Genomic DNA, 23,806 nt, shown 5'->3' on the forward strand with positions numbered 1-23,806 from the left:
TACTGCCCTGGAACGGGGCGGGGCCCGGCCTCTTGGCTCCGGTCCCGGTGGGCCCTGCGGGCATGGCCCGTACCGCCTCCGGCAGGGCGCGGGTCCCCGGACCCGGCGCGGCACGGGCTCGGGCGCGTTGCCCCCTCGAAGGGCGCGGGCTCCTGGGGCTCCTGGGCCCTGGGGCCCGAAACGCAAGGCCGGGCCCTGGTGTGGCCCCTGGGCCGGGCCGCGGGAGCCGAAGCGCGAGGCGGGCGGGGACCCACCCGCCACCCACTCGGTGCACCGCGCACCACGCCTGACGCCCCGGGGGCAGATGCCGGGCCTCGGCCCGTACAGGCGCGGGCGGCGTCTGCGGGCGTGGCCCGTACCGCCCCCGGCGGAGCCCGGGGCCCGTCCTGGCGCGGCACGGGCTCGGGCGCGTCACCCCGTCCCGCCCGGGCGCGGGCCCCGGGGCCCCGGGCCTCCGGGGCCCGGGCCCTGCGCGGGTCCGCGACGCGAGGCCGGGCGGGGCTCACCCGTACCCGCTCGGCACGCCGCGTACCGCGTGCACACACCTGACGCCCGGGGGCGGATGCCGTGCCCGGGCGTCAGGCTCGTACTGGGCCGTCGGGCCCGTGCGTACCGCGGCTCCTGAGCCGCCGCGGCTCCTGAGCCGCCCCTCAGCCCGGGAGGCGGTAGGTGACCCGCGCGGCCTGGTCGGGGCTGGCCTCGGGGTAGCTGAGGGTCAGCTCGGTGAAGCGCCGCAGGTCGGGCTGGGCCTTCCAGACCTCGGCGCGGTCCAGGCGGACGGTCACCGGGTACGAGCGGAGGGTGCCGGCCGCGCAGTAGGGGCGGCAGTCGTTGACCACGTTGACGCCGGTGCCCACGGCGCCGTCCGGGCCCCAGGAGGTCCACCGCAGTCGCGTCAGGCGGTTGTTGCCGTCTCCGCAGGCGATGATGTAGTCGCCCGGCCGGTCCTGGCCCCGCGCGGCGCAGTCCACTGCCACCACCTCGGGGGCGGGCGGGGCCTGCGGTGCGGCCGCGGACGCGGGCACCACCGCGGCCGCCAGTCCCGCGGCGGCGCAGAGGGTGAGCGTCGTCCGGAAGGTGTGTCGTCGCATGTCGGCTCCCAGCGGCTCGTGCCCGAGCTCTTCCGAAATCCGACGGTAAGGCCGCCCGGCCGGGCCCACCACTCGAACGGGCGAAAGCCCTGGTGGGGGGCGGTCAGCGCAGCAGGGCGCAGACGTAGTCCTCCTGCACCGCCCGCACCTTCGCCAGCAGCTCCGGCTTGAGGGTCCTGTTGGTCTGCGTGCTGATGGTGAAGGTCAGCGAGCGCCGGCCGTCCCTGGTCGCCGCCGCGAACTGGGTGTAGCCCGGGAAGTTGCCGGTGTGGCCGTACACCGCCCCGCACCGGGTGGTGTAGCGGAACAGGGCGAGCCCGGCCGCGTTGGTGCCCGGCCCGGCCGGCTCCGACGCGCCGCCGGCCCGGAAGGTGAACTGGGCCTCGCGGACCGTGCCGGAGACCAGCCGCCCGCCCACGTAGCCGCGGACGAACCGGTTGAAGTCCCGGGGGGTGGCGACGATGCCGCCGGACGCCCACACCCCGGACGCGCTCAGCACCTCGCTGACGTCCTCCGGCGCGGCCGGCGGATCGACGTCGTAGCCGTGCAGGTAGGGCTCCGGCAGCCGGTAGCCGCCCGGCAGACCGGTCTCCCGCAGGTCGAGCGGCCGGTACACCAGCTCGGCCAGCAGCTTCTCGTACGGCCGGCCGGTCACCGCCTCGGCGATCAGCGCCACCACGATGTTGTCCGAGTTGGAGTAGCGGTAGCGGGTGCCGGGCCGGAAGCCCAGCGGCTCGTCGGCGACGAAGTCCAGCAGCCGGCGCGGGTCGAACCGGCGGCGCGGGTCCTCCACCACCAGCCGCACGAACCCGGCGTCGGAGGTGTAGTCCGGAAGTCCGCTGGTGTGGTCGAGGAGTTGGCGCAGGGTCACCGCGGACCAGGCCTTCGGCAGCCGGGGCAGCAGCCGGCCCAGGGTGTCGTCCAGACGCAGCCGGCCCTCCTCGACCAGCTGGAGCGACACCGCGCCGGTGTACATCTTCGAGGCGCTCGCCAGCCGGGTGCGGTCGCCGGGCCGGGGCGGCCGCCCGGTGCCCAGCTCGGCGGTGCCCGCGGTGAGGACCTGGCGCTCGCCGTCCCGTTGGAGCACCGCGATCACTCCGGGCGGCCCGCCGGGCGTCCGCACCAGCTGCTCCAGCTTCCCGCGCAGGCCCGCGTCCCGACCGGGGTCACCGGCCCGGTCCGCGGCCGCGGTGCCCGGGGCGGCGGCGAGCGCGGCGGCGACCGCCGCGGCGGCGGTCAGCAGCGCCAGCGGCCGGGCGGACCGGCCCCGTACGGCACCGCGCCGGCGGAAGCGGCCCGCCACGGCGGGATCGGACGGCGAGGGGAGGGACCCGGACGGGGGACGGAAGCGGGTGGGCGGCAGCATGGCTGATTCCTTACGAAGGGGGGCGGTGGGGGAGGGCGCGGCACCGCGCCGGTGGGGCGCTGTGCGCACCAGACTGACCGGGCCGCCCCTCGGCCGTCCTGGCGCGCTGCGCCAACCGGTCCAACCTCCGGCAGCCCCTGACCACCACCCCGGCGCCCGGGCCTCCCGCCGCGCGGAAGCACCCCCGCCGCCCGCGCGAAAGCCGCCGCGGCGCCCGGCGCCGTAGTGGCCGGATCACACGCGTCGACGGCCCCGGAGGCGACCGGATCGGGGCCGGAGTGTGTCCGGGGCCCGGCGCGAGCTGGGAGGATGGCGCCGCCCAGGCGATGGAGCCGGGCCCGCCGCACCGAGAGGGACACCCTGGCTGTGAGCACCACCGGCCTTGAGCAGACCGACGTCGAGGCGCTCGTCCGCGCCGGACGCGGCGGACGCGGCGGCGCCCTGTGGCGACTCGGCCGCCGCAACCGCCAGCTCGACGCCAACGTGGTGCGCGTCCCGCCCGGCGCCCCGGTCGGCGAGCATGTCGAGTCCCAGGTGGACGTGCTGCTCGTGGTGGTCTCCGGGACGGGCGCCCTGGTGGTCGACGGGGTGCGCCGGGAGGCGGGCCGGGGCGCCGTGGTCTATCTGCCGCGCGGCGCCCGGCGGGCCATGGAGCCGGGCCCCGAGGGCATCGTCTTCATCACCGCGCACCGGCGCCGCGCCGGACTGCGCATCGGCCGCACCCGGCCGGCCGGCACGGGCGAGGCGGCGCACTGCGCCGTGCACCGGGTCTGCCGGGAGTGCCATCGGCACGCCATCGAGGTGGACGCCCGCTACTGCAGCCGCTGCGGCACCCCGCTCCCGGCCCGCCCGCCTGGCTGAGACCGCGGCGCGTCGGGAGGGCTCAGCGGCCCGCGCCCGCCGGGGGCTCGGTGGCCGCGGACGACACCGCGTCCTCGGTGCGCCGCTCGTCCTCGGCGGAGGCCGCCGCCCTGCCGCCGGGGTGGGTCAGCGCCCAGAGGTAGCCGATGCCCAGCGCGATGGCCATCCCGTAGAACACCCACTGGTTGGCCTCGGCGAAGTCCAGCCGGATCGCGTCCATCGCATCCCGCATGGCCGTCGCCACCGGCCCGTCGCCGGCCGGGACATGGCCGTCGGGATGGCCGCTGACCGCCTCGGCGACGTCCTGGGCCACCGACCGCGAGGCGCCCGCGGACAGCCCCCGGGACTCCAGCGAGGCCACCACCCGCTCGGTCATCACATGGTTGAGCACGGTGCCGAAGACCGCCATCCCCACCGCGGCGGCGAAGTTGCGGATGGTCTGGGTGATCCCGGTGACCTCGCCGTAGGAGGCGCCGATCGCCCGGTTCACCGCGTCCGTGGAGGCCGGTGACAGCACGAGGCCGATGCCCGCGCCGGCCATCGCCGCGTACGGCCACTGGTCGTGCGTCGACAGGTCGGTCAGCTTCCCCGCCCACAGGGCGAACCCGGCCGCGCCGAGCGCACAGCCCAGCTTCAGCGCCGGCCGCGCCCCGCTCCGGTCCACGATCCGGCCGCCCCACTGGGAGGCGATGCCGAAGCCCGCGAAGAAGTACAGCAGGAACAGCGCCGCCTGGTGGGGCGAGGCGCTCAGCGACACCTGCGCGTACACCGAGGCGAAGAAGAACACCGGGACGAACGCCGGCATCGCGAAGAACAGCACCAGGGAGTCCGCGCGGAACGCCCGGTCCCGGAACGCCCCGAGCCGGATCAGCGGATCGGCCACCGTCAGCTCGTACCGGCAGAAGAGGACCAGCACCGCAAGGCCGCCCGCGATACACAGCCAGGTCAGCGGGGAGGCCCAGCCCCAGGCCGAGGCCTGCTGGAGCCCGAGCACGCTCAGCCCCATGCCGGCCACCACCAGCGCGGCACCCACCACGTCCAGCCGCTCGGGGCGGCGTACGTCCCGGATCCGGGCCAGCGCGGTGAGCACCAGCGCGGCCACCGCCACCGGCACGTTGACCCAGAAGACCGCCCGCCAGGTCCAGTCGGTGAGCCAGCCGCCCAGCAGCGGGCCGATCGCGGTGAGCGCCCCGGACAGCCCGAAGAACAGCGCCAGCGCCCGGCCCCGCCGCTCCACCGGGAACACCGCCACCACCACGGCGAGCGCGGCCGGGAACATCAGCGCCGCGCCCATGCCCTGGGTCACCCGGAAGAGCACCAGCCACGGCTGGGCGAACGAGCCGGACGGCACACAGCCGCACAGCACCGAGGAGAGGACGAACAGCAGCGTCCCGGCCACCGCCGTCCGGCGCGGCCCCAGGATGTCCGCCAGCCGCCCGCCGAGCGCGAAGAACGCGGCCAGCGACAGCAGATAGGCGTTCACCACCCACTGCATGCCGGAGGAGGACAGCCCCAGCTCGTCCACGATGTCCGGCGCCGCGATGCTGACGATCGTCTGGTCGATGAAGGTCATCGACACCGCGAACAGCATCGCCGTCAGTGCCAGCGGCCGCCGCTCGGCCCGCGCCCCGCCCGTCGCGGAGGCGGCGTCCGGTGAGTCCGGTGGAACGGCCGCGGTCCTGCCCCGTCGGTCCTTCATACCCTCCGATGGTGCGCGCCCGGCGGGCGTCCCGCAGCTCGGAACGGCGGGCCGCCGGGAATTCGGTTGCGGGGGCCGCGGTGATCACCGGACAGTGGCCCGATGCACACGGCACCCCTCATCGACATCCGCCCCGCGACCCTGGCGGACGCCTCCCTCGTCTGCGATCTGCTCAACGCCGTCGACACCATCGAGATCGGCCGCCCCGACACCGATCTGCACGCGGTCGAGACCGACCTCGGGCACCCGGAGGTCGACCTGGCCCGGGACTCCTGGCTCGCCTTCCAAGGCGGCCGGCTGGTGGCGTACGCCATCGTCTGGGACGACTCCGGGGCCGAGCGCATCGACCTCGACCACTATGTGCTGCCCGACCACCAGGAGGCGGGCGAGCGGCTGCTCGCGCTGGCCGAGGAACGGGCCGTCCAGCGCGCCGGGGGCAACGGGGTCGCCAGGGCCGTGCTCCACCTCCAGCTCAACTCCCGCCCCACCACCGACCTCGCCGTCCTGAAGCGGCGCGGCTGGAGTCCGGTGCGCCGCTACCAGGTGCTGACCCGCGCCCTCGACGGCACCGACCACCGCGTCCCCGAGCCGCCCGCCGGGCTCGTCCTGCGCGACTGCGCCGAGGAGGCCGACCGCCGGCTCGCCCACGCCCTGCTCCAGGAGACCTTCCGCGAGCACTTCGACCACCAGCAGCGCGGCTACGAGCAGTGGCTGGACGACATCGGGGCCCGGCACATCGACTGGTCCCTGGTGTGGATAGCCGCCCTGGACGGCACCGACGCCGCGGTGATGCTCACCCGCGACGACCGCGCCGCCATGGGCTGGATCGGCAACCTCGGGGTGCGCCGGGACGCGCGCGGGCGGGGGATCGCCGGGCATCTGCTCCGCCACGCCTTCGCGGTGTACGCCGCCCGCGGCCGCGGCACCCTCGGCCTCGGCGTGGACACCCTCAACGCGACGGGCGCGCTGCGGCTGTACGAGGCCCACGGCATGGCCCCGGACTTCTCGGTGGACACCTGGGAGGCGGTGCTGCCGGTCACCTGAGCGGCACGTACGGGGATCCGGTGCCGCGCTCAGAGGCCCAGGGCGGTCAGCAGGCCGTCCACCGCGGCCGACCAGGGCCGGCGCCGGGCCGGCTCGACGCGGAGCGCCTCGGCGGCGGCGAACCGGTCCTCCCGTTCCCGCGGCATGCCGTCGATCGCCCGGGCCCAGGTCTGGACGTCCCGGTCGGTGTCCCCCGACATGGGCACCACCCAGGACGCGGCCCGGACGGCCGGTGAGGTCTTGCCCGCTCCGGGACATGCGCCGGATACCGCAGCCGTAAGCCACCCGCGGAGGTGTCCGCGCGGCGTATCACCACGCTCGCCACACCGCCGGTTCCCCCGGCGGCCGGATCCGCGGCCACCGGGTCAGTGCCCCCCGGGCGCCCGCCCGGCCCCGCCCTCGGCGCGGTCACGCAGCGTCTGGAGCACCGCCCAGACCACCGACACCAGCGGCACCGCCACGATCGCGCCCAGCACGCCCGCCGCGATGGCGCCGCCGATGACGGAGAACGCCACCACCACGGGGTGCAGCCGGACCGCCCAGCTCATCACCAGCGGGTGCAGCACATGCCCTTCGAGCTGGCCGATCAGCACGATCAGCGCCACCACGACCACCGCCGCCACCACCCCCTTGGCCGCCAGCGCCACCACCGCCGCCACCGCGAGGGCGATGGGCGAGCCGATCAGCGGGACGAACGCGGCGAAGAACTCCAGCAGGGCGAGGGGCAGCGCGAGCGGCACGCCGAGCAGGAAGAGCGCCAGACCGACCAGGACGGCGTTGGTCGCGGCGACCAGCACGATGCCATGGGTGTACCCGGTGAAGGTGCGCCAGGCGGTGCGGCCGGCCAGTGCCGTGCGGGGCCGCACCGATTCCGGCAACTGGCCGCAGAACCAGGCCCACTGGCGGTCACCCGAGTACAGGAAGAACACCGAGCTGAACAGCGCGAGCGCGAACACCGTCACCACCTCCACCAGCCGGCCCGCCCCGCTGATCGCGGTGGAGATCAGGGTGGAGCGGTGGCTGGCGAGGAACTGCCCGATCCGGGCCTGGAGATCGGTGAGCGCGTGCGGGTCCAGCCGGAACGGCGGCCCCTCCAGCCAGCGTTCGATCCGGTCCACCCCGGTGACGAACTCCCGCACCAGGACCCGCCGTTCGCCCGCCACCGCGTCGCCGACCAGGGCCAGCACCCCGAGCACCAGCACGATCCCGGCGAGCAGCGAGACGGCGACGGCCAGTGCGCGGGGGAGCGGACGGGCGAGCAGGTCGACCAGCGGGCGCAGCAGTGCCGTCACCACCAGGCCGAGGAACACCGCGACGCCCAGCTCATGGAACCGGCCCAGCAGCGCGAACACCCCGTACACCGCGGCGGCCACCACCAGCAGCCGCCAGGCGTGCGCGGCGGCCGTGCGCAGCGGCGGATACACCCGCGTCCCCGCCTCCGGCCCGTCGGCCCCGGGCGCCCCGGCCGGCTCCGGTGCGCGGCCCCGGGACGCCGGGTGGGCCGCCGCCCGGGCGTAGGGGCGGACGGCGGGACGGAGGGGACCGCGGGACGGGCGCCGCGGGGAGGAGTCGCCTGGGGGCTGTACGGGGGTGGGCATGCCTCCACCTGCTACCACCCGCGCGCCGGGCGGCCGGTGAGCGGCGCGCCCGTCCGCCGCCGGGCACCCGTCCGCCGCATGGCCGAGGGGGCGGTGAGGGGCATCGCCCACCGCGCACCGCCGGGCACCCGTCCGCCGTACGGGCGGCGGGCACGGAGCAGGGTGGCACCTGTCCGCCGCATGAGGCGTGCCAGAGAGCGCTCTCCCACTGTCTTGACAGGGTCACGCCAGCGGCGCTTCACTTCCCGAAGGCTCACAGGTACGGACCAACGGCCGCCGCGGACGAGCCGCCCGCGGGTGCGCCGCCGCCCCTCCCAGCCAGGACGACCCCCATCCCCCGCCCCCACCCCCGAGGGACGCCCATGTCCACAGGACTACGCCGCCTGACCCTCCGTTCGACTCTTGTGGTGGCCGCGCTGCTGGCCACCGTGCTCGCCGCACCCTCCGCCGCCCCCGCCGCGCCCGCTCCCCGACCCTCCGCGGCCCCGGCCGCCGTCCAGGCGGTGACCTTCGAGGACACCTTCGACGGCCCGGCCGGCTCCGCCGTGAACGGCGCCAAGTGGCAGACCGAGACCGGCGACAACGTTGCCAACCACGAGCGGCAGTTCTACACCGCCGGCAACGCCAACGCCGCCCTCAACGGCCAGGGCCAGCTGGTGATCACCGCCCGCCGGGAGAACCCGGGCAACCACCAGTGCTGGTACGGCCGGTGCGAGTACACCTCGGCCCGTCTGAACACCGCGGGCCGCTTCACCACCACCTACGGCCGGGTCGAGGCCCGGATGAAGGTGCCGCGCGGCCAGGGCATGTGGCCCGCCTTCTGGATGCTGGGCAACGACATCGGCCAGGTCGGCTGGCCGAACAGCGGCGAGATCGACATCATGGAGAACGTCGGCTTCGAGCCGCGCACCGTGCACGGCACCCTGCACGGCCCCGGCTACTCCGGCAGCGGCGGCATCGGCGCCGGCTACACCCTCCCGAACGGCCAGGCCTTCGCCGACGCCTTCCACACCTTCGCGGTGGACTGGTCGCCCGGGGCGATCACCTGGTCCGTGGACGACACCGTCTACCAGCGCCGCACCCCCGCCGACCTCGGCGGCCGGCAGTGGGTGTTCGACAAGCCGTTCTTCCTCATCCTCAACCTCGCCGTGGGCGGCTACTGGCCCGGCGACCCCGACGGCTCCACGGCCTTCCCCCAGCAGCTCCTGGTCGACCACGTCCGGGTCACCACCTCCGACGGCCCGGCGCCCGGCGGCGCCCTGCGCGGACTGGCCGGCAAGTGCCTGGACGTCGCCGGGGCGAACAGCGCCAACGGCACCCCCGTCCAGCTCTACGGCTGCAACGGCTCGGCCGCCCAGCGCTGGACCGTGGGCGGCGACGGCACCGTACGGGCGCTGGGCAAGTGCCTGGACGCGGCGGCGGCCGGCACCGCCGACGGCACCCGGGTCCAGCTGTGGGACTGCAACGGCACCGGTGCGCAGCGCTGGTCGTACAACGCCGCCACCCGCGACCTGGTGAACATCCCGGCCGACCGGTGCCTGGACGTCCGGGACGGCAACCCGGCCGACGGCACCCCCACCCAGCTGTGGACCTGCACCGGAGCCGCCAACCAGAAGTGGACCCTCGGCGGCTGACCCACCGCCCGCCCCACCGCCCGCCCCACCGCCCGGCCCGGGCGGCCGCCGCCCTCTCCGGCGGCGGCCGCCCCCGCCCCGTACACACCACCCCAACGGCTGTATGGCGAGCCGCGGCCCCCGGCGCGTCGGCGCATATCGTCCCCTTCGCGGAGGCCGCCGGGCCCCGCACCCGGAAAGGGCGGCCCCCGGTCGCCGCGACCCGACGCCAGGCCAGGGGGCCCATGCTCGCCTACACCGTCATCGCCGGGATCCTGTTCACCTGGGCCCTGCTGTCCCACCGCCTCGCGCGCTGGAGCATCACCGCCCCGATCGCCCTGATGGCCGCCGGGATCGCCCTCACCCACGGCGACCACCCGCCGCTGACCTTCGAGTTCGACAACACCGCCTTCGAGCACGCGGTGGAGGTCGTCCTCGCCCTGCTGCTGTTCGTGGACGCCACCGAGGTGCCCGGCGCGGTGATCCGCCGCGAACGCGACCTCACCGCCCGGCTGCTCGCGGTGGCGCTGCCGCTCACCCTGTGCGCCGCCTTCCTCGCCGGTCTCGCCTGCTTCCCCGGCCAGCCGGCCTGGCTGCTGGCGGCGCTGGCCACCGTGGTCGTCCCGCTGGACCTCGCCCCGACCACCGCCGTGGTCCGCGACCGGCGCATCCCGGCCCGGCTCCGCGAGGTGCTCAACGTCGAGGGCGGCCTCAACGACGGTGTCGTCTCACCGGTGTTCCTGCTCTGCGTCGCCATCGGGGTGGAGTCGCACTCCGGCGGCTCCACCGATTACGCGGAAGCCCTGCTGGAGGCGGTCACCGCGGCCGGCTGGGCGCTCGCCGCCGGCGCCGCCACCGGGCTCACCGCCGGCTGGACCCTGCGCCGGTCCTGGGCGCGGGGCTGGACCCAGGCCTCGGCGACCAGACTCGCCGTACTCGCCGTCCCCGTCGCCGCCTACACCCTGTCGGTGGCGCTCGGCGGCAACGGCTTCGTCGCCTCCTTCGTCGCCGGGGTCTGCTTCGCCCCCACCCTGGCCCGGATCGGGCACTCCGCCGTGGAGATGGCCGACGACGTGGTCACCCTGCTGACGCTCGCGCTGTGGTTCGTCTTCGGGCAGATCGTCAACGACGAGTTCTGGGACGGCTTCGAGGCGCCGGTCCTGCTCTTCGCGCTGCTCGCCGTCACCCTGGTGCGGATCGGGCCCGTGCTGCTCGCGCTGATCGGCACCCCGCTCACCCTCGGCGACCGGCTCTTCCTCGGCTGGATGGGTCCCCGGGGCGTCACCTCGATCGTCTTCGGACTGCTGGCGGTGGTCGAACTGCCCGACGAACGCGGCGGGTTCATCGCCCAGGTGATGGTGATGACGGTGATGCTCAGCATCGTCCTGCACGGGCTGAGCGCCGAGCCGCTCGGCCGCCACTACGCCCGCCGCACCCTCGCCCGCGACGCTGACCCCTCCTGAGGTCAGCCGCGCGGGGCCCGCCCGCCCCGCAGACAGGCCCAGGCCAGCACCGCCAGGAAGGCGGCGGTGACCAGGGAGCCGACCGTGACCGGGCCGGAGCCCTCCAGCGCCCGGCCCAGGCTGCCCGCCGCCAGCGCGGCGAACAGCAGGGCGAGCAGTATGCGCATCCGTCGCATCGCCGGAGACCTCCCTCGTGGCCGGGACCACCACGGTAGCCCCGGCCGGTCCCCGGCGACGCGGTACGGCGGTGGCGGAGCGCGGTGCGCCGTCCGCGCCGCGCTCCACCACCGCGTCCTTCGACCGCCCCCGCCGCCCGGCGTGCGGCGCCCCGCCCCGCCCCCGTGTCCGCGGCGGGGCGCCACACCCGCCCCGTGGAGGTGCGGTCGCGATGACGACGCTACGGGCGGGGGCGCCGGACCGGCGTCCGGCCAGGGGCGGATTCCCGGCCACCACCCGCGCGGCAGTACGGCGGTTCCTGCGACGTCCGCGGTACCGCGGAAGGTGGACGTGCGCCCGCGCGCCCGGGGCTACGCTGCGCTGATGCGGAAAGGTCCCCTCCGCCCCCTCGCCGCCGACGCGCTGGTCGCCACGGCGCTGACCGGCGTCGCCGTACTCCTCGCCCAGGAGTCGACCGCCCAGCGCTGGCCGCCGCTCGACGCCGCCGGCTATCTGCTGCTCGCCCTCGCCAACCTCCCGGCGGTGGCCCGCAGCCGGGCCCCGGTCGCCGTCTGCCTCGTCGTCCACGCCGTCTGGGCCTGCTATGTCACCCTCGGCTACTGGCCCGTCGTCAACGCCTCCGCCTCGATGCTCGCCATCTACACCGTGGCCGCCCTGCGGCCGCTGCGCACCGCCGCGCTCTGCGCCGTCCTGATGAGCGGGGTGTGGATCTACGCCGGGGCCATCGACGGGCGGTCCGGGATGGCCGCCGTCCTCGCCCAGGCCGCCGGATTCCCGCTGGTCCTCATCCACTTCGGCCATCTCACCCGGCGCTCCGCCGAGCTGGCCCGCCGGCTGGCCGAGGAGCAGCGCGAACGGGCCCTGCGCGCGGTCGCCGAGGAACGCGGCCGGATCGCCCGGGAACTGCACGACGTGGTCGCCCACCACATGTCGGTGATCTCCGTCCAGGCCGGGCTGGCCCGCTTCGTCTTCGACTCCGACCCGGGCACCGCCCGGGGCGCGCTCGCCCATGTCGCCGGCACCAGCCAGGAGGCCCTGGAGGAGATGCGGCGGGTGCTGAAGGTGCTGCGCGCCGACGAGGAGAGCGCCCCCGCCGGGCCCATGCCCGGACTGCACCGACTCGGCGACATGGTCGACCGGGTACGGGCCGGCGGCCAGCCCGTCACCCTGGAAGTCGACGGCGAGGAGCGCCCGCTGCCGCCGGGCGTCGACCTGTGCGCCTACCGCGTGGTGCAGGAAGCCCTCACCAACGCCGTCAAGCACGCCCCCGGCGCGGCCACCCGCGTCCACCTCCGCTACGGCCGGGACCATGTCGCCGTGGCGGTCCTCGACGACGGGCGGAGGGTGCTTTCGGACAAGCCGGCCGACAGCGGCGGCCACGGCTTGATAGGCATGCGCGAGCGCGCCAAGCTGTACGGCGGGACCATCAGCACCGGCCCGCGCGGCGAAGGGGGTTGGGCCGTCAGGCTCACCCTGCCGACCTCCGCGAGGACCGCACCGACGGGGGACGGCACGACGGAATGACCACCGAATGACCAGGGTGCTCGTCGTGGACGACCAGTTCCTCATCCGCGCGGGCCTGGCGGGCCTGCTCACCGCCGCCCCGGGCATCGAGGTGGTGGGCGAGGCCGCCGACGGCGAGGAGGCCGTCGCCCTCGCCGCCCGGACCCGCCCCGACGTGGTCCTGATGGACATCCGGATGCCCGGCATGGGCGGGATCGAGGCCACCGAGCGCATCCTCGCCGAGGCCGCCGCCCCGCCGCCCCGGATCCTCGTCCTCACCACCTTCGACCTGGACGAGTACGTGTACGGGGCCCTGCGCGCCGGAGCCTCCGGCTTCCTGCTGAAGGACTCCGGCCCCGAGCGGCTGCTCGCCGCGGTGGCCGCGGTCGGCGGCGGCGACGCGCTCTTCGCCCCCAGCGTCACCCGGCGCCTGGTCGAGGCCTACGCCCGCCAGAGCGCCGGCGAGGCGGCCCGCCGCCCGCCGGACCTGGACGCGCTGACCGACCGCGAAACCGAGGTGCTGAGGCTGACCGCCCGCGGCCTGAGCAACCTGGAGATCGCCGGCGAGCTGTTCATCAGCGAGGCCACCGTGAAGACCCACCTCAACCGCGCCATGGGCAAACTCAGCCTGGACAGCCGCGCCCAGGCCGTCGTCGTCGCCTACGAGTCCGGGCTGGTCACCCCCGGCCGCTGAGGGACCCGCCACCGGCGGCGCCTACAGGGTGCCCCCCACCCGATATGGGTGCCGGCACCGATGGTCCGGGGGCGGGGTGCGGGCGATCATGGAGGCACGCCGGTCCCGGCACCCGCGAAGGCGCGGCGCCGCCCGAAGACGCGGCGCCGCCCACGGAGCGGCCCGCCCACCGCGGCGGCTGAGCCGGACCGGCGCGCGGTTCCCCCCGGGGCCCGGGAGCCCCGGGCGCGGGAGCCGCACACCGTACGCCATGACCGTCCGTGTCCCGCGGGCCGGCCGCCCGGCCGCCGCGGGGACGCGCCGACCCGCCCGGGAGGACGCATCCGCCCCCGCTCGACCGCACAGCCCGACCCCCGCTCGTCCGCAGGCGCCCCGGCGGCGGCGTGGAGAACCCCGGCCGAGGCCCCGTCGGCCGCGACGAAGGCGGTGACCCGTGGGACACGCTGAGACCCTGCTCGCCATGGGCGGCGCCTTCCTGGCGGCCGCCTTCCTCGCCCGGCTCGGCAGCCGCATCGGGCTGCCCACCATTCCGCTCTTCATGCTGGCCGGCATCCTGCTCGGCCCGCACACCCCCGGCCTCGTCCTGGTGCGGGACCCGCACGACCTGGACATGCTCTCCGCACTCGGGCTCGTCCTGCTGCTGTTCTACCTGGGCCTGGAGTTCCACCTCGACGACCTCAGGAGCGGCGGGCGGCGGCTGCTCGCCGCGGGCTCGGCCTATCTGGTGCTCAACGTCGGCGCCGGACTCGGCTTCGGCTTCGCCCTCGGCTGGGGCGCGCGGGAGGCCCTGGTGCTGGCCGGGGTCATCGGCATCTCCTCGTCCGCGATCGTGACCAAGATCCTCATCGACCTCGGGCGGCTCAAACGCCCCGAGACCCGGCTGATCCTGGGCGTCATCGTGGTCGAGGACATCTTCCTCGCCCTGTATCTGGCCGCGCTGCAACCCGTCATCGGCGGCGCCCAGGGCCCGGCCGAGATGATCCTCCAGACCGCCAAGGCCTTCGGCTTCCTGCTGCTGCTGGCCGCCGTCGCCCGCTACGGCGTCCGGCTGGTCGGCAGGCTGATCGCGGTCCGCGACAACGAACTGCTGGTCATCAGCTTCCTCGGCGCCGCCGTGCTGGTGGCCGGGGTCTCCGAACTCCTCGGTGTCGCCGACGCGATCGGCGCCTTCATGGTCGGCCTGATCTTCGGCGCCACCTCCTCCGGGCCCCGTATCCGGGAGCTGGTCCATCCGCTGCGGGACGCCTTCGGCGCCCTCTTCTTCTTCGGCTTCGGCCTCGCCATCGACCCCGGGGACGTGCTCTCCGTCGCCGGTCCGGTGCTGATCGCCGCCACGCTGACCGTGGCCATGAACGTGGCGGCCGGCCTGTTCGCCGCCCGGCTGCACGGGTTCGGGCCGGAACCGGCCGCCGGGATCGCCACCACCCTGCTGGCCCGCGGCGAGTTCGCGCTGATCCTGGCCGCGATGGCGGCCTCGGCCGGACTGGACGAACGGCTCGCCCCGTTCATCGCCGGCTATGTGCTGGTGCTGGCCGTGCTCGGCCCCATCGCGGCCGGCCGCTCACACCGGCTCGCCCGCGCGCTGCGCTCCACCCGCGGTCCGACCCGCGCGGGGGGCGGGGAGCGCGGGGAGGAGGAGGGCGGACGGCGGGAGGTGGTGAAGGAGGATGCCACCGCCCGCGGCTGAGGATTCCCGAGGGGGTGGGGCCCCGTCAGGGGGACGGGGCGTGTCCGGAAGGGGGCGGGGGCGTTGACCGGGGTATGACCAAGACCCATCGTGTACTCGCCGCCCTCGCGGTCGCCGCCGGCGCCTCCGCGCTCTCCGCCCCCTCCGCCTCGGCCGTCGCCGGGGTCCCCCTCCCGGTGGGCCCGGGCGCCCCGTCCGTCGTCAGCCGGGTGGACGAGGTCTCCTCGCTGGGGCTGCCGGCCGAGCGGGCCGCGCAGGTGCCCCGGGTGACCCAGCAGCTCGGCGGCCTCGCCGGGCTCCAGCAGATCGGGCAGGCCCGCCAGCTGATCGAGCCGGTGGCACCGGTGATGGGGCTGCTGCCGGTCACCGCCTGACGGCACGGCGGTACGGCGGTACGGCCGTACGGAGAGGGCGGCGCGGGCCCGGGGAGCTTCGGCACCCGGGCCCGCGCCCGTTCCGGCGGGTGGCCGGGCGGGTCAGGCCGCGCTGCCGGAGTGGGCGGCGCGATGGGCCCGGATGATGCCGGCGTACCGGTGGCCGCTGCCCTTGACGGTGCGCCGCTGGGTGGCGTAGTCCACGTGCACCAGGCCGAACCGCTTGCCGTAGCCGTAGGCCCACTCGAAGTTGTCCAGCAGCGACCAGGCGAAGTAGCCGGCCAGCGGTACGCCCTTGCGTACCGCCCGCGCGCAGGCCGCCAGATGCCGCTCCAGGTAGGCGGTGCGCTCCGGGTCGTCGACGCTCCCGTCCGCCCGTACGGCGTCGGGGTACGCGGAGCCGTTCTCCGTGACGTACAGCCGCCGGGCCCCGTACTCCTCGGTGAGCCGCAGCAGCAGCGTCTCGATGCCGCCCGCGTCGACCTCCCAGCCCATCCCGGTCACCGGCACCCCGGGCCGCTCGACCTGGCGGGCGAAGGGCGCGGGGCCGTCCGGGTCGTCGGCGACCACGGCCGGGAAGTAGTAGTTGAGGCCCAGCCAGTCCAGCGGGGCCGCGATGACGGCCGCGTCGCCGGGGCGTTCGGGCAGCTGGACCCCGTACACCTCCACCATGTCCGCCGGGAAGCCGCGGCCGTGCACCGGGTCCAGCCACCAGCGGTTGGTGTGGCCGTCCATCCGCCGGGCGGCGGCCAGGTCCTCGGGCCGGTCACTGGCCGGGGCGACGGTGGAGAGGTTGTTGACGATGCCCACCTCGGCGTCCGGCGCGGCGGCCCGTACCGCCTGGGCGGCCAGGCCGTGGCCGAGCAGCAGATGGTAGGAGGCGCGTACGGCGGCGGTGAGGTCCCGCGTACCGGGGGCCATCCGGCCCTCCAGATGCCCGATCCACGCCGAGCAGAGCGGTTCGTTGAGGGTGGCCCAGTGGCGCACCCGGTCGCCGAGCCGTCCGGCGACGGCGGAGGCGTAGCCCGCCAGATGGTGGGCGGTGTCCCGGACCGTCCAGCCGCCGCGGTCCTGGAGCGCCTGCGGCAGGTCCCAGTGGTAGAGCGTGGCGGAGGGGGTGATGCCGGCCTCCAGCAGGCCGTCCACCAGCCGGTCGTAGAAGTCGAGCCCCCGCCCGTTGACCGGGCCGTCGCCGCCGGGCACGATCCTCGGCCAGGCGATCGAGAAGCGGTAGGCGCCGGTCCCCAGCCGGCGCATCAGCGCGATGTCCTCGGGCCAGCGGTGGTAGTGGTCGCAGGCGGTGTCGCCGTGGTCGCCGCCGTCGATGGTGCCCGGGGTGTGGGAGAAGGTGTCCCAGATGGAGGGCGCCCGTCCGTCCTCGGCGACGGCCCCCTCGATCTGGTAGGCCGACGTGGCCGTGCCCCAGGCGAAGTCGGGCGGCAGGGCGGCGTGGTCGGTGAACTCGGTCACGGATGTCCTCTCACGATCCTTGCGAAGGGGGCGCGTCACTTGACGGCGCCGGCGGTCAGCCCGGCCACCAGATAGCGCTGGAGCAGCAGGAAGCCGGCCACCACCGGCACGCTGACCACCAGCGAGGCGGCCATGATCTGGTTCCAGTAGACGTCGTTCTGGGTGGAGTAGCCCTGGAGCCCGACCGCCAGCGTCCGGGTGGTCTCGTCGGTCATCACCGAGGCGAACAGCACCTCGCCCCAGGCGGTCATGAACGCGTACACCGCCACCGCCACGATCCCCGGCACCGCCGCCGGCACCACCACCCGCAGCAGCGCCCTCAGCGGTCCGCAGCCGTCCACCAGCGCGGCCTCGTCCAACTCCCGGGGCACCGACTCGAAGTAGCCGATCAGCATCCAGACCGAGAACGGCAGCGAGAAGGTGAGATAGGTGAGGATCAGCCCGCCGCGCGAGCCGAACAGCGCCACCCCGGTCGCGTTGCCGATGTTGACGAAGAGCAGGAACAGCGGCAGCAGGAACAGGATGCCGGGGAACATCTGGGTGGACAGCACCGTCACCGTGAACAGCCGCTTGCCGCGGAACCGGTAGCGGCTCACCGCGTACGCGGCGAAGACGGCGATCACCACCGAGCAGACGGTGGCCGCGCCCGCCACGATCAGCGAGTTGACGAAGTAGTGCGCCAGCGGCACGGTCTCCCAGATGTCGAGGTACGGCCGGACGGTGAGCCCGCTCGGCAGCCAGCGGAACTTCCCCGAGACGTCCTGAAGCGGCTTCAGCGAGCTGGAGGCCATCACGTACACCGGCAGCAGCACGAAGGCGGAGAGCAGGGTGAGGAAGATCCGCCGCGACCAGAGGAAGGAGCGCGGGGGCGCCATCGGCGAGCGGACCGAGCGGACCGAGCGGACCGCTCGGGACGGGGGCGGATACCGGGAGGGGTCAGCCACGGGAGACTCTCCGCTCGCGCGAGGTGAGGAACAGGTAGACGCCCGTCACCAGCAGCAGGAACAGCAGCAGCAGGACCGACATCGCGGAGCCGGCGCCGAAGTTCCAGGTGGCGAAGGAGGACTGGTAGATATGGATGGAGACCAGGTCCGCCGCCTCCGGTGCCGCCTTGCCGAACAGCACGAACGGCGTGTTGAAGTCGTTGAACGTCCACAGGAACAGCACCAGGACCAGCACCTGGCTGACCGGCCGCAGCGAGGGCAGGGTGATCCGGCGCAGCTGCTGCCACCGCCCCGCCCCGTCCAGGGCGGCCGCCTCGTACATCTCCCGGTCCACGTTCTGCAGCCCGGCCATGACCACCAGGAAGGCGAACGGCCAGCCCTTCCACACCGAGACGGTCAGCAGCGCCCAGAAGCTGTTGTCGCCGATCAGCCAGAAGGACGGGGAGTCCAGCAGCCCCAGCTGGTCGTGGAGCACGTAGTTCACCAGCCCGTTGTCCCGCTGGAACATGAACGACCAGGTGATCACCGCCGTGTACACCGGCAGCGCGTACGGGACGAGGAACAGCGCCCGCAGCAGGCCCCGGCCGCGGAAGGTGTCCTGGAGGCAGACGGCGGCCGCCGTGCCCAGCAGCCAGCAGAGCCCGACCGAGGCCACCGTGAACAGGCAGGTGGTGACGAAGGACCGCAGCAGTGCCTGCCCGGCGGGGGCGTCCAGGTCCACCACCAGCCGGAAGTTGTCCAGCCCCCGCCAGGGGGCCGCGCCCCAGTCCCGGAGGGAGAACTGGGTCAGCTCGCGGAAGCTCATCGCCACGCCGATGACGATCGGCAGCAGATGGACCAGGATCTCCAGCAGCAGGGCCGGCAGGAGCAGGAGGTAGGGCAGGGCCCGTCCCGGACGGCGCCCCTTCCGCGGGGAAGGCGGCGTGGCGGGGGCCGGCTCCCGGTCGTCGCGGGGGCCGGCGCTCGCGGTGGTGGTGACGGTCATCGCGGTCCGCTCAGCCCTGCGCCATCTGCGCCTGAGCCTTGGTGAGTTCGGCGCGCACCGACTCCTCGCTCACGGCCCGCCCGCCCGCGGCCGCGGCGAAGAGGTTCTTCACCGCGGTGCCCACCACCGTCTCGAACTGCGACTCGTTCGGCACCTGCGGCAGCGCCTGCGCGCTGGTGGCCAGGGTGCTGCGCAGCACCTTCAACTCCGGCCGGTCGAACGCCGGATCGGTCTGCGCGGCCTTCACCGGGGGGATCGAGCCGTAGGTGGAGCACAGCAGGCGCTGCTCCTCGTCGCTGGTCATGAACTTCACGAACTTCAGCGCCCCGTCGACGTTCCTGGTGTTCTTGAAGACCGCCAGGTTGATCCCGGCCACCATGGAGTTGGTGCTGGTGCCCTGGCCGGGCGCGCCGGAGGCGACCGGGACCGGGGCGACGCCCCACTCGTCGTCCGCCATGCCCTGGGAGGCGAAGGTGGAGGCGGCAGCCTGCCAGAGCACCATGGCCGTGCGGCCCTTGGCGAAGTCGCTCAGCGACTGGTTCTGCGCGTACTCGGCGTTGCCCGGCGCGATGATCTTGTCCTCGGCCATGAAGTCGACATACTGCTTCACGGCCTTCACGGCACCGTCCGAGGTGAAGTCGGGCCTGCCCTGGGCGTCGAAGAAGTCCGCCCCGTGCTGCTTGCCGAGCACGAACACCTGGTGGATGTTGTTGGAGAGGTTGGCGCCCTCCGCGCCCAGCGCCCACGTGCCGTCCCTGGACAGCTTCTTCCCGGTGGCGACCAGCTCGTCCCAGGTCGCCGGGGGACCCGCTATCCCGGCCTCGGCGAACATCTTCTTGTGGTAGTACAGCGCGTACGACATGGAGTACAGCGGCACCGCGGCCGGGTCCTGGCCCTGGGCGCCGGTGGAGCCGAGCGCCGACTCCACGAACCGGTCCCGCCCGCCGATCTTCTCCAGGCTCGCCTCGTCCCAGGGCCGCAGCGCCCCGGTGGCCTGGAGCGAGGCCGACCAGGTGTTGCCGATGTTCAGCACGTCCGGCCCCTGACCGGAGGTGGCCGCGGTCATGATCCGGTTGAGCAGGTCGGACCAGGGCACCACCTCCAGCTTGACCTTGATACCCGTCCGCTTCTCGAACTTCCTCAGCTCCGGTTCCAGGATCTTCTTGTCGGCCTCGATGTTCGGGCCCTGGTTGGACGCCCAGTAGGTGAGGGTCTTCGACGACTCGCCGGAGCCGCCCGAGGCGGAGGTGCCGCCCCCGCACGCCGTGGCGGCGGCGAGCAGGGAGAGGACGGCGGCACCGCCGGCCGCGGCTCGGACGGCTCGTGCACGGATTCTGCGCATGGCTCCGGGGGTCCCTTCCGGTGGAGCGAGCGGGGCCGAAGGACGGCGGACCGACGGCATCGGGGGAGAGGGCCGGGCTGCACCCTCCAAGCGCCCTCACGGCTTAATTTAGGACGTGAGTTAAGCTCTCGTCAGCGGTACCGTCAAGGGGCCCGGCAGGAGGAAGTTCCGCGCCGCACACGGCCGATGGGCGGTATACAAGGCCGGTGGGCACGGACAGGGCCGAAGGGGGCCGGATGGCAGCGGGAACCGGGCGGACGGTCAACGACCTGCGGAGCGGCAACCGCGCCGCCGTACTGCGGCGGCTGTACTTCGGCGGCCCGCTGAGCCGCCAGGAGCTCGGCCCCGCCACCGGACTGAGCTCCGGCACCATCAGCAACGTGGTCGGCGACCTGGTCGGTGACGGACTGCTCGAAGAGGCCGGCACGGTGGACTCCGACGGCGGCCGCCCCCGCACCCTGCTGCGGATCGCCCCGGCCGCCGGACGGCTCATCGGCGTGGACGTCGGCGAGACCCGCGTCCGGGTCGAGCTGTTCGACCTCGCCCTCACCGAACTCGCCCGCGCGGAGCGCCCGATGAGCGGCGCCGCCGCCTATGACGTGGACGCGGTGGTGGCGCACATCCGCGACGGCGTCGCCGAGGTGCTGCGGGCAGCGGGGGAGCCCGGCGGTGACGGCCGGCTGGTGGGGATCGGGGTCGGGGTGCCCGGGATCGTGGCCGCCGCCGGGGAGCAGGGGGCCGTGGTGCACGGCCAGACCAACGGCTGGGACGCCGTCCCGCTGGAGCGGCTGCTGCGCACCGCCTGCCGGCTGCCCGCCGGACTGCCGGTGCTGATCGAGAACGGCGCCCGCACCCTCGGCCAGGCCGAGATGTGGTTCGGCGCCGGGCGGGGCGCGCAGAGCGCCGCGGTGGTCCTGTTCGGCTCCGGAGTGGGCGCCTGCCTGGTCACCGACCGGGCCGAGCAGGGGCGGGCGCTGGAGTGGGGGCATGTCACCGTACGGGTCGGCGGGCGGCGCTGCCGCTGCGGCGCCCCGGGCTGCCTGGAGGCCTACGCGGGTGCCGCGGCCCTGCTGGAGCGGTGGCGCGAGGCGGGCGGGCGGCCCCCGGAGGGTGCCGACGAGGAGACCGCGCTCGCCGCGCTGGTGGCCGCCGCCCATCCGGCGGAGGGCGAGGGCCGGGCCGACCCGGTGGCCTCGGCGGTGCTGGCGGACACGGCCGAGTATCTGGGGGCCGGGCTCTCCGGGCTGATCAACCTGTTCCAGCCGGAGCGCGTGCTGGTCGGCGGCTGGGCCGGGCTGCTGCTCGGCCCGCGCTTCCTGGAGGCGGTGCGCGGCCACGCCGCCGCCTACGCGCTGGCGTATCCGGCGGGCCGGGCCGCCATCGCCCTCGGCGCGCTCGGCCCGGACGCGGTCACCGTGGGGGCGGCCACCCTGCCGCTCGCGGTCTTCCTGGACGCGGGCGGACGCCGGGAGGAGAAGCCGCGGCAGCGGGAGGTGGTCCTGCCGGCCTGGCAGACGGCGATGCAGGGGCGGGTCCGGGGCTGACCCGCCGGTCGTACGGGCACGGGTGGGGCGCCTCCCCCGTGTGAGGCGCCCCGCCCGCGTTCAGGGGGTCCGGGGCCAAGGGCGGCTCACTTCACCGAGCCGGCCATCACGCCCTGGACGAAGTGCCGCTGGAAAGCGAAGAAGACGACCACCGGCACGATCAGGGAGAGGAACGCACCCGGCGCCAGGACGTCGATGTTGCTGCCGAACTGCCGGACCTGGGACTGGAGTTCCACCGTCAGCGGCTGCGAGGAGCCGTCGGCGAAGAGCAGCGCCACCAGCATGTCGTTCCACACCCAGAGGAACTGGAAGATCGCCAGGCTGGCGATGGCCGGACGGCCCACCGGCAGCACCAGCCGGGTGAAGATCATCCACTCGCCGCCGCCGTCCATCCGCGCCGCCTCCAGCATCTCGCGCGGGATGTCGGCGAAGTAGTTGCGCAGCAGGAAGACGGCGAACGGCAGTCCGTAGGCGACATGGAACAGCACCACGCCCGGGATCGTGCCGAACAGCCCCAGCTGCCCGAACAGCTTCGCCACCGGCAGCAGCCCCACCTGGACCGGGACCACCAGCAGCGCCACCACCAGCAGGAAGATCCAGTCCCGCCCGGGGAACTCCAGCCAGGCGAAGGCGTATCCGGCCAGTGCCGCGAGCACCACCACCAGCACGGTGGTGGGCACCGAGATCAGCACGGTGTTCCAGAACGCCCGGGTGATCCCCGCGTTGCCCAGCAGGCTCGTGTAGTTGTCGAACGAGAGCTGAGCGGGGCTGGTGAGCGCGGTCCACCAGCCGCTCGCGGCGTTGTCGTGCGCCGAGCGCAGCGAGGAGAGCAGCAGCCCGGCGACCGGGGTGATCCACACCAGGCCGACCACCGCCAGGAACGCCTGCACCAGCGAGCTGCCCAGCAGGCGGCGCAGCCGGCCGCCGGCCGGTGGCCGGGGAGGCGCGGGCCGGGCGCCCGGCGGCGGGGCGGACGGCGGCGAGGGAGCCGGGGGAGGGGCGGTGGCGGTCGCGCTCATGACTGACTCCTGCGGAAGCGGCGGACGTTGAAGACCATGGCGGGGATCACCAGCAGCAGGAGCAGCACCCCGAGCGCGCTGCCGAGCCCCTGGTCGTTGCCGCCGCCGAAGGAGACCAGCCACATCCGGGTGGCCAGCACCGTGGCGTCCTCCTGCACCGGGCCCGGGGCGATGATGTAGATCAGGTCGAAGACCTTCATCACATTGATCACCAGGGTGACGAAGACGACCGTCAGCACCGGCGCCAGCAGCGGCACGGTGATCCGCCGGAACACCTGCCACTCGTTCGCCCCGTCCATCCGGGCCGCCTCCAGCGCGTCACGCGGCAGCGAGGAGAGCCCGGCGCCGATCAGCACCATGGCGAAGCCGGTCCAGATCCAGAGATAGGCGCCGATGATCGCCGGGGTGACCAGGGCCGGGCCGAGCCAGGAGACGCCCTCGAAGGGCGGGGCGAAGTTCGCCGCGGGCAGCCGCACCGTGTACGAGCCGTCCGCCAGGCCCTCGAAGCGGTACGAGCCGTCCGGCGCGGTGGTCGTCGTGGCGGCGGACGCCCCGCCGTCCCGTACGGCCTCCACCGTCAGCCCGGGCAGCCCGCGTTCGGCCGGGTCGACCACCCCGGGGCGGCCCCCGCCGCCGGGGGTGAAGTCCAGGTAGACGGCGCCGCGCAGCTCCCCGGCGCCCGCCTTCGCCGCGGCCGGCGCGGGCCGGGCCTCGGCCGGCATCTCCTTGGGCGCTACGCCGACCAGCCCGAGGTTCACCGTGCTGCCCGGCGCCACGGCCTCGGCCGTACCGTAGGAGCCGTCTCGGGCCTCGGTGACGCCCTGGTCCTCCCGGGGCCGGGCGGTCGGGTAGGAGGAGGTGCCCGCGAAGGCGTCGTGCACCCCGACCACCGCCGCGTTGAGCACGCCCTTGTCGGGGTCCTCCTCGTAGGCGAGCCGGAAGATGATCCCCGCCGCCAGGAAGGAGACGGCCATCGGCATGAACAGCAGCAGCTTGAAGGCCGTGGCCCAGCGGACCTTCTCCACCAGCACGGCGAGGATCAACCCCAGCCCGGTGAGCAGGGTCGGGGCGACGACCACCCAGATCGCGCTGTTGCGGAGGGCGGTCAGGGTGGCCGGGTCGCGGAACATCTCCGCGTAGTTGTCCCCGCCGACGAAGGCGGTTCCGGCCGCGTCGAAGAAGCTGCGGCCCACGGAGAACAGCACGGGGTAGACGACCAGCGCGCCGAGCAGCAGCAGCGCCGGCAGGACGAAGGCGACGGCGGTGGTCCGCCGGCGGCGCCGGGCGCGCCGCCGGGGCCCCGCGGCCCCCGCGGTGAGGGTGGTGGTCATC

Annotated in this window: 20 protein-coding genes and 1 pseudogene; 9 read left to right on the forward strand and 12 right to left on the reverse strand. The window is 74.9% G+C overall.

Features of this window, described 5'->3' with window-relative positions:
- Positions 1-650: 650 nt before the first annotated feature.
- Positions 651-1,091: a hypothetical protein gene (locus M1O15_RS26145; protein WP_248636641.1), complete on the reverse strand. Its 441-nt coding sequence runs from the start codon at positions 1,089-1,091 to the stop codon at positions 651-653.
- A 103-nt stretch (positions 1,092-1,194) separates the two neighbouring features.
- Positions 1,195-2,457, reverse strand: a complete 1,263-nt coding sequence (locus M1O15_RS26150) for a serine hydrolase domain-containing protein (RefSeq protein WP_248636642.1) — start codon at positions 2,455-2,457, stop codon at positions 1,195-1,197.
- A gap of 366 nt (positions 2,458-2,823) precedes the next feature.
- On the opposite strand from M1O15_RS26150, the gene M1O15_RS26155 reads away from it, so the two are divergent.
- Complete coding sequence (locus tag M1O15_RS26155; RefSeq protein ID WP_248636643.1) at positions 2,824-3,318, forward strand: cupin domain-containing protein; 495 nt, start codon at positions 2,824-2,826, stop codon at positions 3,316-3,318.
- A gap of 22 nt (positions 3,319-3,340) precedes the next feature.
- Here M1O15_RS26155 and M1O15_RS26160 read toward each other — a convergent pair whose 3' ends face one another.
- The gene (locus M1O15_RS26160) at positions 3,341-4,909 is read right to left on the reverse strand and encodes an MFS transporter (RefSeq protein ID WP_248636674.1); all 1,569 of its coding nucleotides are present in this window, start codon (positions 4,907-4,909) and stop codon (positions 3,341-3,343) included.
- 210 nt (positions 4,910-5,119) lie between these two features.
- On the opposite strand from M1O15_RS26160, the gene M1O15_RS26165 reads away from it, so the two are divergent.
- Positions 5,120-6,061 (forward strand): GNAT family N-acetyltransferase, encoded by a 942-nt coding sequence (locus M1O15_RS26165; protein ID WP_248636644.1) that lies wholly within the window; start codon positions 5,120-5,122, stop codon positions 6,059-6,061.
- Between the two features lie 29 nt (positions 6,062-6,090).
- Here the strand turns inward: M1O15_RS26165 and M1O15_RS26170 are convergent.
- Both M1O15_RS26170 and M1O15_RS26175 read right to left on the reverse strand, forming a co-directional pair.
- Positions 6,091-6,285 (reverse strand): annotated as a pseudogene (locus M1O15_RS26170) (hypothetical protein); the annotation flags it as partial.
- Between the two features lie 141 nt (positions 6,286-6,426).
- Positions 6,427-7,659, reverse strand: coding sequence for an AI-2E family transporter (locus M1O15_RS26175; protein ID WP_248636646.1), 1,233 nt, complete (start codon positions 7,657-7,659; stop codon positions 6,427-6,429).
- Positions 7,660-8,021: 362 nt separating this feature from the next.
- Here M1O15_RS26175 and M1O15_RS26180 point away from each other — a divergent pair, with 362 nt between their 5' ends.
- Both M1O15_RS26180 and M1O15_RS26185 read left to right on the forward strand, forming a co-directional pair.
- Complete coding sequence (locus M1O15_RS26180; RefSeq protein WP_248636647.1) at positions 8,022-9,293, forward strand: glycoside hydrolase family 16 protein; 1,272 nt, start codon at positions 8,022-8,024, stop codon at positions 9,291-9,293.
- 224 nt (positions 9,294-9,517) lie between these two features.
- Positions 9,518-10,735 (forward strand): cation:proton antiporter domain-containing protein, encoded by a 1,218-nt coding sequence (locus tag M1O15_RS26185; RefSeq protein WP_248636648.1) that lies wholly within the window; start codon positions 9,518-9,520, stop codon positions 10,733-10,735.
- A 2-nt stretch (positions 10,736-10,737) separates the two neighbouring features.
- On the opposite strand, the gene M1O15_RS26190 is transcribed toward M1O15_RS26185, so the two are convergent.
- Complete coding sequence (locus tag M1O15_RS26190; RefSeq protein ID WP_248636649.1) at positions 10,738-10,911, reverse strand: hypothetical protein; 174 nt, start codon at positions 10,909-10,911, stop codon at positions 10,738-10,740.
- A gap of 364 nt (positions 10,912-11,275) precedes the next feature.
- On the opposite strand from M1O15_RS26190, the gene M1O15_RS26195 reads away from it, so the two are divergent.
- The 4 genes from M1O15_RS26195 (at position 11,276) to M1O15_RS26210 (ending at position 15,170) form a co-directional block, all read left to right on the forward strand.
- The gene (locus M1O15_RS26195; protein WP_248636650.1) at positions 11,276-12,436 is read left to right on the forward strand and encodes a sensor histidine kinase; all 1,161 of its coding nucleotides are present in this window, start codon (positions 11,276-11,278) and stop codon (positions 12,434-12,436) included.
- 7 nt (positions 12,437-12,443) lie between these two features.
- Positions 12,444-13,109: a response regulator gene (locus tag M1O15_RS26200; protein WP_248636651.1), complete on the forward strand. Its 666-nt coding sequence runs from the start codon at positions 12,444-12,446 to the stop codon at positions 13,107-13,109.
- Between the two features lie 460 nt (positions 13,110-13,569).
- The gene (locus M1O15_RS26205) at positions 13,570-14,796 is read left to right on the forward strand and encodes a cation:proton antiporter (protein WP_248636675.1); all 1,227 of its coding nucleotides are present in this window, start codon (positions 13,570-13,572) and stop codon (positions 14,794-14,796) included.
- Between the two features lie 74 nt (positions 14,797-14,870).
- Positions 14,871-15,170, forward strand: coding sequence for a hypothetical protein (locus M1O15_RS26210; RefSeq protein ID WP_248636652.1), 300 nt, complete (start codon positions 14,871-14,873; stop codon positions 15,168-15,170).
- A 102-nt stretch (positions 15,171-15,272) separates the two neighbouring features.
- On the opposite strand, the gene M1O15_RS26215 is transcribed toward M1O15_RS26210, so the two are convergent.
- From M1O15_RS26215 to M1O15_RS26230, 4 genes are all read right to left on the reverse strand, one after another.
- Positions 15,273-16,640, reverse strand: a complete 1,368-nt coding sequence (locus tag M1O15_RS26215; RefSeq protein ID WP_248636653.1) for a GH1 family beta-glucosidase — start codon at positions 16,638-16,640, stop codon at positions 15,273-15,275.
- Positions 16,641-16,675: 35 nt separating this feature from the next.
- Positions 16,676-17,515, reverse strand: coding sequence for a carbohydrate ABC transporter permease (locus M1O15_RS26220; RefSeq protein ID WP_248636676.1), 840 nt, complete (start codon positions 17,513-17,515; stop codon positions 16,676-16,678).
- 61 nt (positions 17,516-17,576) lie between these two features.
- On the reverse strand, positions 17,577-18,569 hold the full coding sequence (locus tag M1O15_RS26225) for a carbohydrate ABC transporter permease (RefSeq protein ID WP_248636654.1): 993 nt from the start codon (positions 18,567-18,569) through the stop codon (positions 17,577-17,579).
- A 10-nt stretch (positions 18,570-18,579) separates the two neighbouring features.
- Positions 18,580-19,911 (reverse strand): ABC transporter substrate-binding protein, encoded by a 1,332-nt coding sequence (locus M1O15_RS26230; protein WP_248636655.1) that lies wholly within the window; start codon positions 19,909-19,911, stop codon positions 18,580-18,582.
- Positions 19,912-20,147: 236 nt separating this feature from the next.
- On the opposite strand from M1O15_RS26230, the gene M1O15_RS26235 reads away from it, so the two are divergent.
- Complete coding sequence (locus M1O15_RS26235) at positions 20,148-21,455, forward strand: ROK family transcriptional regulator (protein WP_248636656.1); 1,308 nt, start codon at positions 20,148-20,150, stop codon at positions 21,453-21,455.
- A gap of 86 nt (positions 21,456-21,541) precedes the next feature.
- On the opposite strand, the gene M1O15_RS26240 is transcribed toward M1O15_RS26235, so the two are convergent.
- The gene (locus tag M1O15_RS26240; RefSeq protein WP_248636657.1) at positions 21,542-22,474 is read right to left on the reverse strand and encodes a carbohydrate ABC transporter permease; all 933 of its coding nucleotides are present in this window, start codon (positions 22,472-22,474) and stop codon (positions 21,542-21,544) included.
- Positions 22,471-23,805 carry an ABC transporter permease gene (locus tag M1O15_RS26245; protein WP_248636658.1) on the reverse strand — a complete coding sequence of 445 codons (1,335 nt, stop codon included), beginning with the start codon at positions 23,803-23,805 and terminating at the stop codon, positions 22,471-22,473. The genes M1O15_RS26240 and M1O15_RS26245 overlap by 4 nt, the downstream gene beginning before the upstream one ends.
- Position 23,806 lies beyond the last annotated feature (1 nt).

This window comes from Streptomyces lichenis (genome assembly GCF_023218175.1).
GTDB classification, from domain to species: domain Bacteria; phylum Actinomycetota; class Actinomycetes; order Streptomycetales; family Streptomycetaceae; genus Streptomyces; species Streptomyces lichenis.

Excerpts from the sequence above, each read along its gene's own strand:
- M1O15_RS26195 (WP_248636650.1), top strand. The coding sequence starts at position 11,276 with ATGCGGAAAGGTCCCCTCCGCCCCCTCGCCGCCGACGCGCTGGTCGCC.
- M1O15_RS26225 (WP_248636654.1), bottom strand. The coding sequence starts at position 18,569 with ATGACCGTCACCACCACCGCGAGCGCCGGCCCCCGCGACGACCGGGAG.
- M1O15_RS26145 (WP_248636641.1), bottom strand. The coding sequence starts at position 1,091 with ATGCGACGACACACCTTCCGGACGACGCTCACCCTCTGCGCCGCCGCG.
- M1O15_RS26210 (WP_248636652.1), top strand. The coding sequence starts at position 14,871 with ATGACCAAGACCCATCGTGTACTCGCCGCCCTCGCGGTCGCCGCCGGC.
- M1O15_RS26160 (WP_248636674.1), bottom strand. The coding sequence starts at position 4,909 with ATGCTGTTCGCGGTGTCGATGACCTTCATCGACCAGACGATCGTCAGC.
- M1O15_RS26165 (WP_248636644.1), top strand. The coding sequence starts at position 5,120 with ATGCACACGGCACCCCTCATCGACATCCGCCCCGCGACCCTGGCGGAC.
- M1O15_RS26200 (WP_248636651.1), top strand. The coding sequence starts at position 12,444 with ATGACCAGGGTGCTCGTCGTGGACGACCAGTTCCTCATCCGCGCGGGC.
- M1O15_RS26185 (WP_248636648.1), top strand. The coding sequence starts at position 9,518 with ATGCTCGCCTACACCGTCATCGCCGGGATCCTGTTCACCTGGGCCCTG.
- M1O15_RS26150 (WP_248636642.1), bottom strand. The coding sequence starts at position 2,457 with ATGCTGCCGCCCACCCGCTTCCGTCCCCCGTCCGGGTCCCTCCCCTCG.
- M1O15_RS26205 (WP_248636675.1), top strand. The coding sequence starts at position 13,570 with ATGGGCGGCGCCTTCCTGGCGGCCGCCTTCCTCGCCCGGCTCGGCAGC.
- M1O15_RS26175 (WP_248636646.1), bottom strand. The coding sequence starts at position 7,659 with ATGCCCACCCCCGTACAGCCCCCAGGCGACTCCTCCCCGCGGCGCCCG.
- M1O15_RS26180 (WP_248636647.1), top strand. The coding sequence starts at position 8,022 with ATGTCCACAGGACTACGCCGCCTGACCCTCCGTTCGACTCTTGTGGTG.
- M1O15_RS26245 (WP_248636658.1), bottom strand. The coding sequence starts at position 23,805 with ATGACCACCACCCTCACCGCGGGGGCCGCGGGGCCCCGGCGGCGCGCC.
- M1O15_RS26220 (WP_248636676.1), bottom strand. The coding sequence starts at position 17,515 with ATGGCGCCCCCGCGCTCCTTCCTCTGGTCGCGGCGGATCTTCCTCACC.
- M1O15_RS26190 (WP_248636649.1), bottom strand. The coding sequence starts at position 10,911 with ATGCGACGGATGCGCATACTGCTCGCCCTGCTGTTCGCCGCGCTGGCG.
- M1O15_RS26240 (WP_248636657.1), bottom strand. The coding sequence starts at position 22,474 with ATGAGCGCGACCGCCACCGCCCCTCCCCCGGCTCCCTCGCCGCCGTCC.
- M1O15_RS26235 (WP_248636656.1), top strand. The coding sequence starts at position 20,148 with ATGGCAGCGGGAACCGGGCGGACGGTCAACGACCTGCGGAGCGGCAAC.
- M1O15_RS26230 (WP_248636655.1), bottom strand. The coding sequence starts at position 19,911 with ATGCGCAGAATCCGTGCACGAGCCGTCCGAGCCGCGGCCGGCGGTGCC.